Annotated in this window: 9 protein-coding genes; 3 read left to right on the top strand and 6 right to left on the bottom strand. The window is 73.3% G+C overall.

All coding sequences use genetic code 11. From position 1 onward, the window contains the following. Nucleotides 1–101 precede the first annotated feature (101 nt). Entirely contained in the window at nucleotides 102–1406 is a 1305-nt protein-coding gene (locus ABGB06_RS33535; protein WP_347597220.1) for a sugar ABC transporter substrate-binding protein, read from the bottom strand. A 137-nt stretch (nucleotides 1407–1543) separates the two neighbouring features. On the opposite strand from ABGB06_RS33535, the gene ABGB06_RS33530 reads away from it, so the two are divergent. Then, nucleotides 1544–2689, top strand: a complete 1146-nt coding sequence (locus ABGB06_RS33530) for a substrate-binding domain-containing protein (RefSeq protein WP_347597217.1) — start codon at nucleotides 1544–1546, stop codon at nucleotides 2687–2689. A gap of 232 nt (nucleotides 2690–2921) precedes the next feature. Next, nucleotides 2922–5666 carry a Tat pathway signal sequence domain protein gene (locus ABGB06_RS33525; protein ID WP_347597214.1) on the top strand — a complete coding sequence of 915 codons (2745 nt, stop codon included), beginning with the start codon at nucleotides 2922–2924 and terminating at the stop codon, nucleotides 5664–5666. A 192-nt stretch (nucleotides 5667–5858) separates the two neighbouring features. Here the strand turns inward: ABGB06_RS33525 and ABGB06_RS33520 are convergent, their stop codons facing one another. After that, nucleotides 5859–7748, bottom strand: a complete 1890-nt coding sequence (locus ABGB06_RS33520; RefSeq protein WP_347597211.1) for a hypothetical protein — start codon at nucleotides 7746–7748, stop codon at nucleotides 5859–5861. A 378-nt stretch (nucleotides 7749–8126) separates the two neighbouring features. Between ABGB06_RS33520 and ABGB06_RS33515 the strand changes: the two genes are divergently transcribed. Continuing rightward, the gene (locus ABGB06_RS33515; RefSeq protein ID WP_347597208.1) at nucleotides 8127–9206 is read left to right on the top strand and encodes a LacI family DNA-binding transcriptional regulator; all 1080 of its coding nucleotides are present in this window, start codon (nucleotides 8127–8129) and stop codon (nucleotides 9204–9206) included. Nucleotides 9207–9213: 7 nt separating this feature from the next. On the opposite strand, the gene ABGB06_RS33510 is transcribed toward ABGB06_RS33515, so the two are convergent. Genes ABGB06_RS33510 through ABGB06_RS33495 form a run of 4 tightly spaced genes read right to left on the bottom strand, consistent with a single transcriptional unit; the run spans nucleotide 9214 to nucleotide 14162 of the window. Continuing rightward, nucleotides 9214–10824, bottom strand: a complete 1611-nt coding sequence (locus ABGB06_RS33510; protein WP_347597205.1) for an ATP-binding cassette domain-containing protein — start codon at nucleotides 10822–10824, stop codon at nucleotides 9214–9216. Then, nucleotides 10712–11662 carry an ABC transporter permease subunit gene (locus ABGB06_RS33505; RefSeq protein ID WP_347597202.1) on the bottom strand — a complete coding sequence of 317 codons (951 nt, stop codon included), beginning with the start codon at nucleotides 11660–11662 and terminating at the stop codon, nucleotides 10712–10714. The genes ABGB06_RS33510 and ABGB06_RS33505 overlap by 113 nt, the downstream gene beginning before the upstream one ends. After that, on the bottom strand, nucleotides 11659–12612 hold the full coding sequence (locus ABGB06_RS33500; RefSeq protein ID WP_347597199.1) for an ABC transporter permease: 954 nt from the start codon (nucleotides 12610–12612) through the stop codon (nucleotides 11659–11661). Before ABGB06_RS33500 ends, ABGB06_RS33505 begins: the two co-directional genes overlap by 4 nt. After that, entirely contained in the window at nucleotides 12609–14162 is a 1554-nt protein-coding gene (locus ABGB06_RS33495; protein WP_347597196.1) for an ABC transporter substrate-binding protein, read from the bottom strand. The genes ABGB06_RS33500 and ABGB06_RS33495 overlap by 4 nt, the downstream gene beginning before the upstream one ends. Between the last annotated feature and the right edge of the window lie 151 nt (nucleotides 14163–14313).

Raw genomic sequence — 14313 nt, 5'->3', positions numbered from 1 at the left:
GGTGCGGACAGGGAGGACGAGGAGGACAGGGGGCGGGGAGGACGAGGCGGCGAGGAGGACGAGGCGGCGAGGAGGACGAGGGCGGGGCGGGGCGGGTCGGATCAGTCGCGGACGTCGAAGCCGCGCAGCCGCAGCTGGTCGACGGTGGATTCCTGCCAGCGGCGCAGGGCGGACTGCAGGCCGTCCGGCTGCCCGATGGAGGCGGACATCTCGTCCATGAGGCTGGCGAATCCCTCGGTCATGTCCGGGCCCCACTCCCAGTCGGGCGGAACGCTCTCCGCGGCGTCCCGGGCCACCTGCGGCAACCCCATGCCCTGGACGTACGGGTTGGCCGCCTCCAGTTCGGTCCGCCAGTCGTCGAAGAGCTCGCCGCTGGCCGGCATGGCCGCGCTGACCGGGGCGGCCGCGGCGACGGCCTCGGGTGAGGTGGCGGCCCAGCGGATGAACTCCATCGCCTCGTCCGGATGGTCGGCGCCCTCGGGCACGGCGAAGGTGGAGCCGCCGTAGTTGCCGGCGACGGCGCCGCCCCAGGCCGGCAGCGGCGCGACGCCCCAGGCGCCGGCGAGTTCGGGGAAGAAGCGGGAGAGGTTGCCCATCATCCAGGGCGCCGCGACGAGGGCGAGCGACCGGCCCTGCTGGACGTCCGCGATGTGCTTCTCGGCGAAGACGGGTTCCGCGTTCACCAGGCCGTCGACGATCAGCCCGTCCCAGTAGCGCGCCACCTCCAGGCTCGCGTCGTCGGTGCTGTTCACCTCCCAGGCGCCGGTCGAGGTGTCGAACCAGTCGGCGCCGGCCTGCCAGGCCAGGCCGGCGATCAGGCCGGCGTCGGTGTCGCCGAGGGTGGCGAGCACGGTGTCCGGATGCTCGTCCCGCAGCCGTTCCGCGGTGTCGCGGAACTCCGCCCAGGTGGCCGGGGGTTCGATGCCGTACTCGTCGAAGAGGTCGGCGCGGTAGAGGAAGACCTGGGGCGCCATGTTGACGGGCACGGCGTACACCTCGCCGCCGAGCGCCACCTGGTTCCACGCCCATTCGGGGAACTGGCCGCCCAGTTCCTCGACGCCGTGGGAGGTGAGGGGCTGGACGACGTTGTGCGCGACGAAGGCCGGGACCTGGGGGTACTCGACGTTCACGACGTCGGGTGCCTTGCCCGCGCGGACCGCGTTGTACATCTTCGAGTAGCCGCCGCCGGTGCCGGACGGGATCAGCTCGAAGGTCACCTGGACGTCCTCGTGCGTGGCGTTGAACCGGTCGACGATCTCGGCGGATCCCGACGTCCAGGACCAGAACGTGATGGTCGTGACCCCGTCGTCCGTCCCCGACCCGGGCGTCCCGCACGAGGCCAGCAGCGCGACGGCCGCTCCCGCGGCCAGCAGCGCCCGGACGGTTCGGCTTCTGCGATGAAACACGGCGACTCCTTGTCTGGCGTGCGCTACTGCACCTTGTCCCAGGAGTGTTAGCCAGTCAATACAAGTGCACGCTTTTGTTCATGAACGGACATCGTTCGCCTAGGATGCTCCAGAACTTTCTATGAGGAGACACGCCCATGGCGGACATGCTCGTCTCACAACGGCAGGACCTGCTGCTCAGGGAGCTGCGCGCCTCCGGCGCCGTCCGGGTGCGGGAGCTGGCCGCACAGTTCGGCGTCTCCCCCGGCACGATCCGCCGGGACCTGCACGAACTCGCCGCCGCCGGCGCGTTGGTCAGGGTGCGCGGCGGCGCGCTCGCGCCGGGGTCCGCGGCGAACGGCGCCGCCGAATCCGCCCCGCCCACGGCGCCGACCCCGACACAGCCGCTGCTGGGCCTGCTGGTGCCGTCGGCCGCGCAGTACTTCGCGCCCGTCATCGCCGGGGTGCGCGCCACGGCGGCGCGGCGCGGCGCCCGGGTCGTCATCGGCATCTCCGACCCCGCCCGGCCCCGCGACCTGGCGCAGATCCGGGAGCTGTCCGCGTCCGGGGCCGCCGGGCTGCTCGTCGCTTCGGCGGGCGGCGGCCGCGTCCCCGGCCCGCTGCTGGACGGGCTGCGGGCCGCGGGAGTGCCGTTCGTGCTGCTCGAACGGCGGCCCGAGGACGCCTACGAGCCCTGCGACTTCGTCGTCTCCGACCACCGGCAGGGGGCCTTCGCGGCGGTGCGCCACCTGCACCGGCTGGGCCACGACCGGGTGGCCCTGTACTGCGGCGACGGCCCCGTGGCGCGTCTGGTCAGGGAGGGGCACGCGGACGCGGTCAGGCTGCTGGGCCTGGACCCCTCGGCCCCGGTGCGGGCCGGGGCGCGGGACGAGGGGGACGAGAGGGACGAGGGCGCCGGGGGAGATGCCTCGACGGCCGCGCCGCGGCGGTACGACGAGTTCGTCGAACGCTGCCTGGCCGGCGGGGCCAGGGCGGCGCTGGTGCACTCCGACCGGGACGCCATCGTGCTGCTCCAGCGACTGCGCGCCCAGGGCCTCCGGGTTCCCGAGGACCTGGCGCTGATCGCCTACGACGACGAGATGGCCGCCCTCGCCGAGGTGCCGCTCACCGCCGTGGCCCCGCCCAAGCGGCAGATCGGCGGGTGCGCCACGGGACTCCTCCTGGACCAGCTCGACGGGCGCCGCCCGTCCACACACAACGTGGTCATGCAGCCGCGCCTCGTGGTGCGCCAGTCCTGCGGGCACGCGGCGGCCGAGCAGGTTCGTCCATCATCATCCAAATGACGCCACACTCGCGCATCGTGTCAAAAACTTCTGCACGGAGTCTGGTTCATCCGAACGAACGAGTGCCATCATGAGCGCCACCTGATCGATTCGTCGCACGCTGCCCGCGGCGTCCGCCCCACCCCGCCGCCCCGGCGGACCGCCCGTCCTCCTCGCGCGCCCTGTATGAATCGATTCAATACCTCCTGCCCGCTCCCTTTCCGTCCTTCGCGTATCTGTGAGGTGCTTCCCCATGACTCCCCCCTCAGGACCCAACCGGCGGTCCGTGCTCCGCGGGGCCGCCGCCGTGGGCGCGGTGTCGCCCCTGCACACGCTGCTCTCCGCGCCCGGCGCCGCCGGCGTGGGCCGGTCGGCCGAGTCCTCCGGCCCCGGGTCGGTGCGGCTCGGCTGGTTGGAGGACCTCCCCGCCGAACTGGCCGGCACCGCCTGGGGCACGCCGTGGCCGATGGGGGCCGTGCCCGGCGACCAGACGTTCGCCCTGACCGACGAGGGCGGCGCGGCGGTGCCCGTGCAGAGCTGGCCGATGGCCTACTGGCCGGACGGCACGCTGAAGTGGAGCGGGCACGCCGTCTCCGGCGGGTCGGCGGCGCCGGCCGCCGGCTACACCCTGACCGGCGGCAACCCGGCGGATCCCGAGCAGGCGGTCACGGTGCGGGAGCGGCCCGGGCACGTGGAGGTGAACACCGGCGTGCTCGACGTCCGGATCCCGACGAGTGGCACGGACCTGGTCAGCCGGGTGCGCCGGGGCGACCGGGAGATCGCCACCCGCGGCCGGCTGGTGAACCTGGTGCAGCGCGAGGTTCCCGACGACGGCCTGGGCAGCGTGCGGCGCGATCAACTGCTCAGCGAGGTCGAGGAGGTGACCGTCGAACAGTCGGGCCCGGTGCGGGCGGTGGTGCGGATCGCCGGCCGGCACTCCCGGCGCGGGCGGTCGTGGCTGCCGTTCACCGTGCGGCTGTACTTCCACGCCGGCGCGGAGAGCTTCCGGATGGTGCACAGCTTCGTCTTCGACTCCGACGGCGAGGACGACTTCGTCGCCGGTCTGGGCGTGCGGTTCTCGGTGCCGCTGCGGGACGAGCTCTACGACCGGCACATCCGGCTGGTGGGCCAGGAGAACGGGGCGTTGGCCGAGGCGGTGCAGCCGCTGACCGGGCTGCGGCGGGATCCCGGGGAGGCGGTGCGGGCCGCGCAGGTCGCCGGGCGGTCCGTCCCGGACATCGGCACCTGGGACACCCGGGTGTCGAGCCGGATCCACCTGATCCCGGCGTTCGGCGACTACTCCCTCGCGCAGCTGAGCTCGGAGGGTTTCACCGTGCGCAAGCGGACCCGTTCCGGGCACGGCTGGGTCGACGTGGACCAGGGCAGGCGGGCCGCCGGCGTGGGCTACGTGGGCGGCCCCAGCGGCGGGTTCGCGTTCGGCCTGAAGGACTTCTGGCAGCTGCACCCGACCCAGCTGGACATCCGCGCGGCGCACACGGACACGGCCGAGGTCACCGTGTGGCTGTGGTCCCCGCAGGCGCAGCCGATGGACAACCGCTTCTACCACGACGGCATGGGCCAGGACACCTACGAGGAGCAGCTCGAGGGCCTGGAGATCACCTACGAGGACTACGAGCCCGGGTTCGGCACCCCCCTCGGCGTCGCCCGCACCAGCGAACTCACCTTCTGGGCGCTGGAGTCGACCCCGGGCGCGGAGCGTCTGGGCGCGATCGCCGACGCGGTCCGCGCCGCCCCGCAGCTGGTGAACCCGGTCGATCACCTGGTGGCCAGCGGCGCGTTCGGCGGCCTGTTCGGTCCGGTGGACCGCTCCACCCCGGCCCGGGCGCGCATCGAGGACAACCTGGACTTCCTCTTCGACTACTACGTGACGGAACGCGACCAGCGGCACTGGTACGGCTTCTGGAACTACGGCGACGTCATGCACTCCCAGGACGAGGACCGGAAGGTGTGGCGCTACGACATCGGCGGCTACGCCTGGGCCAACTCCGAGCTCTCCCCCGACCTGTGGCTCTGGTACGCGTTCCTGCGCTCGGGCCGGGCGGACATCTTCCGGTTCGCCGAGGCCATGACCCGGCACACCGGCGAGGTGGACGTCTACCACGCCGGGGAGTGGGCGGGCCTGGGCACCCGGCACGGCGTGCAGCACTGGGCCGACAGTGCCAAACAGCAGCGCATCAGCTCCGCCGCCTACCGCCGCTTCTACTACTACCTGACCACCGACGAGCGCACCGGCGACCTGATGCGGGAGCTGTCCCGCAGCGAGGAGACGTTCCTGGTGCTCGACCCGATCCGGAAGATCCGCGAGGAGCCGTACGAGCCGGACCCGCGCGCGCTGGCGATCGGCTTCGGCACCAGCTGGAGCGGTCTGGCCGCGGCCTGGTTGACGGAGTGGGAGCGGCGCGGCCCGCGGTGGGAGGAGTGCCGGGACAAGCTGCTCGGCACCATGGAGACCATCGCCGCCCAGCCCAACGGCTTCGTCCAGGGCGAGGGGCTGTACGACATGGAGACCGGCCGGTTCGCCGTCCAGCAGGAGCCGGTCGTCAGCGTCTCGCACCTCAGCGCCGTCTTCGGCCTGGTGGAGATCAACGCCGAGCTGCTCCAGCAGGTGGACATGCCGGAGTTCGAGGAGGCGTGGCTCCAGTACTGCCGTCTGTACAACGGCACGGACGAGGAGGCGGAGGCCGAGGTCGGGGAGGCGCTGGGCAGCCTCAACCTCAGGCAGGCGCACACCCGGCTCGACGCCTACGCCGCCGTCCGGCTCGACGACGCCGCGCTGGCCGACCGCGCCTGGGAGGGCTTCCTGCACCCGGGCACCACCTGGGAGTACGGCGAGGACTGGGAGTTCGGCCTCGAACGGGTGGCGCACACGCTCAACCCGGTGGACTGGCAGACGAACGTGTCCACCAACAACAGCGCGCAGTACGGCCTCGCCGCCATCCAGATCCTGGCCCTGATCGGTGATCGGCTGCCGGAGTGACCGAAGGTTCCGTCGGCCCCGTCGATTCCGTCGGCTGCTCCGACGCCGACGGGGCCGGCGGGGCCGGCGGGGCCGGCGGGGCCGGCGGGACGTGCGAGCGCAGAAACCCCACGACGCCCGAGGCGGCCATCCGCCTCGGGCGTCGTGTCGGGCGTGGTGTCGGGCGTGGTGTGCCGGACGTGGTGCCGGGGGTCAGCCGGCGCCCGCGTAGGTGATGTTCGGCCGCTCGGGCTCGGTCATGTCGGCGCCGAGGAAGTAGTCGACGTGGTGCGACTGCATGTACCCGTGGAAGGTCATGCCGTTGCGGTACGCCGGGTTGTGCGCCAGCGTGTACAGCCGGGTGTCGCTGGGCCGATCGGTCGTGAAGATGATCAGCTCGTCGTAGGACCCGTTGGTGTACACCGCCTCCTCCCGCCAGTCGCCGAAGAGGTCGCCGTAGAGCGTGGGCCCGCCCTGCGCCGCGGTGACGGCGCCGTAGCTTCCGACGGTCTCCAGCCGGGGCAGGTCGGAGCTGTCGCTGGGGTTCTCCGGGTCCCACTCCTCGATCTTGCCGGAGTTGAGCAGCTCCATGAGGGGGTCCCCGTCCCAGTACAGGCCGAGCTGCGGCCACGGGCTCAGCGAGGTGTCCGATTCGGTGAGCCGGTTGGTGGGCGCGTTGTACAGGCCGGAGAAGGACCACACCTCCATGCCGGAGTGGTTGGGGTCGATGTCGCCGGCCATGCCCCGGCCGACGTCGCCGGGCCCGCCGCCGTGCTCCCAGATCAGCTCGCCGCTCGCGGCGTCGTAGTAGTACTCCAGAAGGCCGCTGGGGTTGTCCTGCTGCACCCCGTACCCCTCGAGCCCCGGACGGTCGGGGTCCATGTCCGCGATGTGGAAGCGATCGCCGTGCACGATGCCGTCGGGACCGAGGGAGTAGCGCAACGTGCCGTCGCCGTCGAGGGCGAACCCGATCTCCACGACCTCGTCCACGCCGTCGCCGTCGAGGTCGACGGCGCGGGTGTTGTGCCCGTCGGGCGCGTCCTGGCCGCCGCGCAGCCACTTCCACTGCTGGCTCAGGTTCTGGCCGCTGAACCGCCAGGCGGCCATCATCAGGTTGAAGCCGCCGTCGTCCCGGCGGTTCTTCATGTAGGCCACCAGGCTGGGCGTGGTGCCGTTGAGGTAGGCCACCCCGAAGCGCGCGGCCATCGGGCCGTCGGCCAGGTAGTCGGTCGGCACCGCGGCCCAGTTGCGCAGCGCCCCGGTCTGGCCGTCGAGGATGGCGATGAACTGGCGGTTGTCGTCCGAGTGGGTCCAGGTGCTGCCGTCGCCGAAGGTGACGCCGTCGGCGATCTTGACGGCCACCTCCGCCCGGCCGTCGCTGTCGAAGTCGTAGACGGTGACGCCGTCGTTGTGACCCACGTCGATGGTGGCCGAACCCGGTTCGATGTTGTCCTGGTTCTCGCTGTTCGGCCCCATGTTGACCTCCCAGAGGAACTCGCCGTCGCTCGAGTAGGCCTCGAGCCGCTGGCGGGTCTCCTGCCGGTCGATCACGTAGTCGTACTCGCCGTCGCCGTTCAGGTCCCCGACCCAGCTGAACTTCACCGGACCGCCGTCCCGCAGCGGAACGCGAACCACCGGCTCCTGGGCGTGGTTCGCCGTCAGCGTGAAGTCCCCACTGGGCGCCTGCTCCTGACCGTTGACGACCGGGGCGACTCGATACCGATTTGTCGCGGACATGTCAGCTGAGGAGTCGACGTAGTTGGTCCCGCCGGTCAGCACGGCCGAGTTGAGCTTCTGCCAGGAGCCGCTGTTGGCGGATCGGTAGACGTTGAAGCCGATGCCCTCCGGGTCGAGCCCCAGCAGCCGCCAGGAGACCAGGATCTCGGTCGAGCTGGACCGCACGGCCACGACCCCGCGGCCGAGGTTCTCCATCACGCGTGCGGCGGCCGCGGTCGAGGCACCGGACGACGATGCGGGTGCCGGCTCGTCGGCCGACGCGGCTCCCAGTGGCGTGACGCCGGCGACCACGGCCGAGCCCACGGCCAGGACCGCCGCGGCGGTGACAGCCACCCGGCGCCTTCGCCGGCGATATGTGTGTGGCATGAAGCCCTCCTTGGCTTCTCCTTGTCGGTCACGGACGCGCGACCCTGTCGGCTCGCGCGGGGCCCCGCGTCCCACGTCCAGGGCCCGAACCGCTCACACCTCCCGAACCCGGCCCCGCTCGACGCCACCCACCGCCAGCTGAGGAAGTGTTAAACCGTTTCCATTGCTGGGATGAAAGCAATCGGCTGTGTCCACGTCAAGACTTTGGACCACGACGGCACAAACTCGTTCAGATATCACCAGTTCAGCACGCCTATGTTCGACGCCCGGCCGTTCGGGCCGCCCGGGATTCCGTCCAACCGTTGGACACGGCGGCCGCGTTGGGCCATGATCGAGCGCAACCGGTTACATGCCAGGCGGGAGCCCTCCGGAGGTGCGATGTCTCGCCCAGCCGCGTCCGAGGACGGACGGCCGCGCCCCTCGACGATCCGCGATGTGGCCAAGCGCGCCGGCGTCTCGGTCGCCACCGTGTCGCGGATCCTGTCCGGCAGTTACCCGAGCGCCCCGGCCACCCGCAGCAAGGTGATGCGCGCCGTTCGGGAGCTCGACTACGTGGCCAACGCGCACGCCCGCGGGCTCGCGGGCGTGCGGCCGAAGAGCGTGGCCATCGTGGTCAACTCCGTCGTGTCGCCGCACTACGCCCACGTCGCGCAGGGGGTGCAGGCCGAGGCCGTGCGCGAGGGCCGGGTGTGCATCGTCGGCACCACCGGCGGGGACCCCGACCAGGAGCTGGCCGCCGTCCAGCTGATGCGCGAGGAGCACGCGGAGGCCGTGATCCTGGTGGGGAACATCGTCGTGGACGACGCCTACCGGGAGCGGATGGCGGGCTACGCCCGGGCCCTGGCCGTGGCCGGTTCGCAGCTGGTGCTGTGCGGCCGGCCCCCGCTGGGCCCCGAGGTGCCGGCCATCGTCGTCGAGTACGACAACACCGCGGGCGCCCACGCCCTCACCAGCCACCTGCTCTCGGCCGGTCACCGGCGCATCCTCTTCCTGGGCCGGCGGACCGGGTACACCACGCCGGAGAGCCGGGTCGCCGGGTACCGCGCGGCGCTCGCCGCGCACGGCGTTCCGCACGATCCGGGGCTGGAGGTCGAGGGCACCATGGAGCGCGGCGAGGGCCACCGGATGATGCGCGAGCGGCTCGCCCGGGGGACGCGCGACTTCACCGCCGTCTTCGCCGCGAACGACCAGATCGCCGCCGGAGCCCGCCAGGCCCTGCGCGAGCACGGGCTGCGCATCCCCGACGACGTCTCGCTCGCGGGTTTCGACGACCTTCCCCCGGCGGCCGACATCGACCTGACCACCGTGCACGTCCCCCACGAGGAACTGGGCCGCACCGCCGTGCGCCTGGCCCTGCGGCGCGAGGCGCCGGGCTCCGTCCAGCACGTCACGCTCGGCACCCACATCGTCGTCCGCGACTCGGTCAGACCCCACCTCCCGACCCCGTCCGCCCCGTAGCGCGACGTCACGCGGGACGGGTCCGCCGTACGGCGAGCCGCGCGTCGCCCAGCAGGCGGCGGGTGGCGGGGCGCGCGGGCGCGGCGAACACGTCGGGCGCGGGGCCCTGCTCCACGATGCGGCCCTCGTCCATGACGGCCACCCGGTCGGCCAGGTCCGCGGCCAGCTCCAGATCGTGGGTGACGAGCAGCAACGAGGTCCGCTCCGCCAGGTCGGCCAGCAGCGCCCGTATCTCGTACCGGGTGACCGGGTCGAGCCCGGACGTGATCTCGTCGCACAGCAGGATCCGCGGACGGGCCAGGAGCGCGCGGGCCAGGGCGGCGCGCTGGAGTTCGCCGCCGGACAGGTCCGCCGGCCGGCGGGCCGCGGTGTCGGCGGCGACGCCGAGGGCGGCGAGCGTCGAGGCGGCCTCGGCGTTCGCCTCGCGCGGGGTGGCGCCGCGCAGCCGGACGGCGCTGCGGGCCACCTGGTCGAGAACCGGCCGGTACTCGTCGAACGAGGCCCGGGCGTCCTGGAACACGTACTGGATGGCGGCGAGTTGGTCGCGGCCGCGGTGGCGCAGGCTGCGCGGGAGGACCCGGCCGCCCACCGCGGCGTGCCCCGACCAGCGCGGGTGCAGCCCGGCGAGGCAGCGGGCCAGGGTCGTCTTGCCCGATCCCGAGCGGCCGATGACGGCCAGGCACTCCCCCTCGCCGAGCGTCAGGGAGGTCTCCTGGAGCACGGTCACGCCGCCGCGGCGGGGTCCGTGCCAGGCCGTCATCCGGTCGACGCGCAGCAGGACGTCCGGCTCCCGTCGCGCGTTCTCGGCGCGGGCCGGGCGGGCGCGGCGGCCGGCCGCGGCCAGCATGTCCGCGGTCCAGGGGTCCCGGGGGTCGGCGAGCACCTCGGCCGCCGGACCGGCCTCCACCATCCGGCCGTGCCGCAGCACGACGAGATCGTCGGCCAGTTCCCGCACGGTGTCGATGTCGTGGCTGAGCAGGACCAGGGCCACGCCCCGGTCCAGCACGGCGCGTAGTTCGGCGACGACGCGGCGCCTGGTCACGGCGTCCTGGCCGGTGGTGGGCTCGTCCGCGACCACCACCCGGGCGCCGGACGCCAACGCCTGGGCGAGCACGACGCGCTGTTGCTGGCCGCCGGAGAGCTGGTGGGGGTAGCGGCGGAGCACCTGGCGGGGGGCGGGGAGTTGGGCGGCGCGCAGCGCGGCGTGGACGCGTTCGGCCCGCTCGGCGCGGCCCCCGCCGGCGCGGCGGACGATGTCGCCGAGCAGCGCCCCGGCGCGTCGCGCGGGGTTGAGCGCGGCGGCCGGGTGCTGGGGGATGTACGCGGCGGGGCCGGTCACCGCGACGCGCCCGGTCACCCTGGCGCCGTGCGGGTACTCGCCGAGCAACGCCAGTCCCGTGGTGCTCTTGCCGCTGCCGGACGGGCCCATCAGGGCGGTGCAGCGACCCGGCAGCGCGGTCAACGAGACGTCCTCGACCAGGGCCCGGCCGCCGGCCACGACGACCTCAAGGCCGTCGATCCGCGCCACGGGAGCGGGCGGCGACTCCGGCTCCGTGCCGGGCCGCTCGGGTGTCTCGGCTGTCTCGGGTGTGGTGGCTGTCTCGGGCGTCTCGGGCATGGGAGATCTTCCTCGTCGTCCTGTTCCTCGCGGACGCGCCGGTGGACGCGAGTCCGGAGTCGAACAGCAGGTTGGTGCCGGTGGTCAGGGCGATGATGAGCAGGGCGGGGACCACGACCGCCCAGGGCTGGACCAGCAGGCCGGTGCGGTTCTGGTCGACCATCGCCGCCCAGTCGGCGGCGTCGGGCGTGACGCCCACGCCGAGGAACGCGGCCGTGGCGACCAGGTACAGCACGCCGGTCAGCCGCACTCCGGCGTCGGTGGTCAGGGTGCGCAGCGTGGCGCGCCCGGTGTAGCCAACGGCCATCCGCCACCAGGTCTCGCCCTGGGCTCGCATGGCCTCGACGGCGGGCCGGGAGGCGGCCTCGGTGGCGGCCGCCCGCACCATCCTGGTGGTGTCGGGCACGTTGATCAGGGCGACGATCACCGCCAGGCCGGCGGCCGACGGGCTCAGGAGCGTCGCCGTCATCAGCAGGAGCAGCAGCGAGGGGATGGCCAGCACCACGTCCAGGGGCCGCATCAGCAGTTCCTCCAGCCAGACCCGGTGGGTGAGGGCGGCGGCCAGCCCGACGGGCAGCGCGATCAGGTACGCGAGGGCGGTGGCGGCGGCCGCGGTGAGCACGACCGAGCGTCCGCCGAGCAGGATCTGCCGCCACACGTCCCGCCCGGTGAAGTCGGTGCCCAGCCAGTGGCCGTCGCCGAGGGTGAAGGACACGCCGCGCGGCCCCGGTTCCCCGGCGAACCACGGTCCGGCGACGGCGAGCAGGAGCGGGACCGTCACCAGGACGAGGCCGAACGCCGCCTGGCCCCGGTGACGTCGGGCCGGTTGCCGGGTCATGCCGCCGCCCCGGCCCGGGGCGCGAGCCTGCGGGTCACCAGGTCGGCCGCCAGGTTCAGCGCGACGGTGACCAGGCCGAAGACGACGGCCAGGCCCTGGATGACGGGGATGTCGCGGGCGGAGACGGCGTCCATCATGACGGTCCCGAGCCCGGGGATGACGAACAGCGCCTCCACCACGATCACCCCGGACAGCAGCCAGTCGCAGGTCCTGGCGAGTTGCTGCGTCGCGGGGGCCAGGGCGTTGGGCAGGGCGTGGGCCCACCGGACCCGGCGGGCGGACACGCCGTGCCTGCGGGCCTGGGCCGCGTACGGCGCGGCCGTCGCGTCGATCATCCCCGCGCGGACCAGCCGGCTGAGGGTGCACACCGGCCGCGCCAGGAGCACCGTCACGGGCAGGACGAGCACGGCGGGCTCGGCGAGCAGGTCGGAGCCATGGCCGACGGCCGTGGGCGGCAACCAGCCGAGCCGCAGCGCGAACACGACGATGAGCAGCACGCCGAGGGCGAACTCCGGCACCGCGTAGACGGCCAGCGTGGCGCCGCTGACGAGCCGGTCGGCGCGGCCGCCCTCGCGGCGGGCGGCGAGCATGCCCAGGCCCACCGAGACCGGCACGAGCAGCAGCACGGTCAGGCCCGTCAGCAGCAGGGTGGGGCCGAGGGCGGCCGACAGGTAGGCCGTGACGGGGCGCCCCGACACGAGGGACGTGCCGAGGTCGCCGCGGAACAGTCCGCCGGCCCAGCCGGCGAACCGTTCGACGGCGGGGCGGTCGAGCTCCATGGCCTCCCGGATGCGCTCGACGCGTTCCGGGTCGGGTTGGTCCCCGGCGAGGGCGACGGCCGCGTCGCCGGGCAGCGCCTCGGTGAGCACGAAGACCGCCACCACCACGCCGGCGGTCTGCACGGCGCCCAGGGCCAGCCGCCTGACCAGCCAGGGGCGGCCGTCCGTCATGCCAGCCACACGCGGTCGTAGCGCGCCCAGTCGAGGGTGTTGGCGGGCGCGTCCTCGGCCACGCCCCGCACCGAGCCGGCGGTGGCGACGATCCAGTCCGCGAACCCCCAGACCAGGAAGCCGCCCTCGCTGTGCAGGTGTCGCTGCATCCGGGCGTACAGCCCGGCCCGTTCGTCCGGATCGGGGGTGGACTGCGCCTGCTGGTAGAGGGCGTCGAAGTCCGGCCGCCGCCAGTGGGTGGCGTTGGTGACGGAGTCGCTGAGCAGGCGTTGGGAGATGTGCGACTCGATGGGCATGGCGCCGGAGCGGTAGCAGGCCAGGACGCCGGAGTCGAGGATGTCGCTCCAGTAGGTGTCCTGGTCGCCCACCGCGATCTCGACGGTGACGCCCGCCTCGGCGGCCTGGTCGCGGAAGATCTCGGCGGCCTCCACGAAACCGGTGGCCACCGGCGAGGTGTTCAGGGTGACGGTGAGCCCGTCGCCGTGACCGGCCTCGCGGAGCAGCGCCCGGGCACGGTCCAGGTCCCGGGCCCGCTGCGGGATGTCGGCGGCGTAGTACTGGTAGCCCTTGCCGAACAGGTCGTTGCCGATCTCGCCGGCGCCGGACAGGGCGCCGTCGACCAGTTCCTGGCGGTCGGGGATCAGGAACAACGCCTCGCGCACCCGGGGGTCGTCGAAGGGCGGCCGGTCGGTCTTCATCACGAAGCCCTGCATCGCGCTGCGGGGCAGGCGCAGGATCCGCACCTGGCCGCCGTTCTGGTGGGCCCGGGCGGTGGTGGGGTTGAGCTCGTGGGCGTACTCGATCTGACCGCCGAGCAGCGCGTTGACGCGGGCGGACTCCTCGTTCGCGATGACGAACTCCACCTCGTCGAGATACGGGGCGCCGTCCCAGTGATCGTCGAAGCGCGCGACGACCAGTGACTGGCCGGGCGTGAAGGAGATGTGGCGGAACGGGCCGCTGCCGACCGGGGCGCCGAAGTCGTCCGCGCCGTCCTTGACGACGTAGGCCCCGAAGGCGGCGAGCACGTTGGGGAACTCGGCGTAGGGGCGCTTGAGCTGGAACGTCACGGTCCGCTCGTCGTCGGCCCGGCTGGCGTCGAGGTCGATGGGCTCCAGGGACGCCTTGGCGCGGAACGCCCGGTCCGGGTCGGCGATGCGCCGGTAGCTGTGGAGCACGTCGGCGGCGGTCACCGGGTCGCCGTCGTGCCAACGGGCCCGGCGGAGGGTGACGGTCCAGCGGTCGAGCGTCTCGTTCGGCTCCCACCGCGCGGCGAGCCGGGGCCGCGCGGACATGTCGGAGCCGAAGTCGGCGAGCTTGTCGAACAGCGCCTTGGCCCGCGCGGCGTCCGCGAAGAGGTTGGTCAGGTGCGGGTCGAGTGTCTCGTTGACCCCGCCGCCGGCGAAGGCCGCTCGCAGCCGGCCGCCGCGCCGCGGCCCGCCGCCGTCCCCTCCCCCGTCCGGGGCGCCGGCGCCGCAGCCCGTGAGGGTCGCGAGGGTGGCCGCGCCCGCGGTCGTCAGGACGGCTCGACGCGTGGGGCGAAACGCCGTCACGCCATGGGTCCTGCGGCTTCTGTTTCGGCTTCGATCACCAGGCGGGTGGGGCACGGGACGCGTCCTTGGAGTAGCGGGAGCAAAGATCGGACGCCCGGCAGGCTATACGAAAATAGTTTTCATTGTCATCAGTGGCGTACCTCACGCCCAC

This window comes from Streptomyces sp. B6B3, from assembly GCF_039871525.1.
In the GTDB taxonomy this organism is placed as follows: Bacteria; Actinomycetota; Actinomycetes; order Streptomycetales; family Streptomycetaceae; genus Streptomyces.
This window is presented reverse-complemented; position numbering and strand designations above follow the sequence as displayed.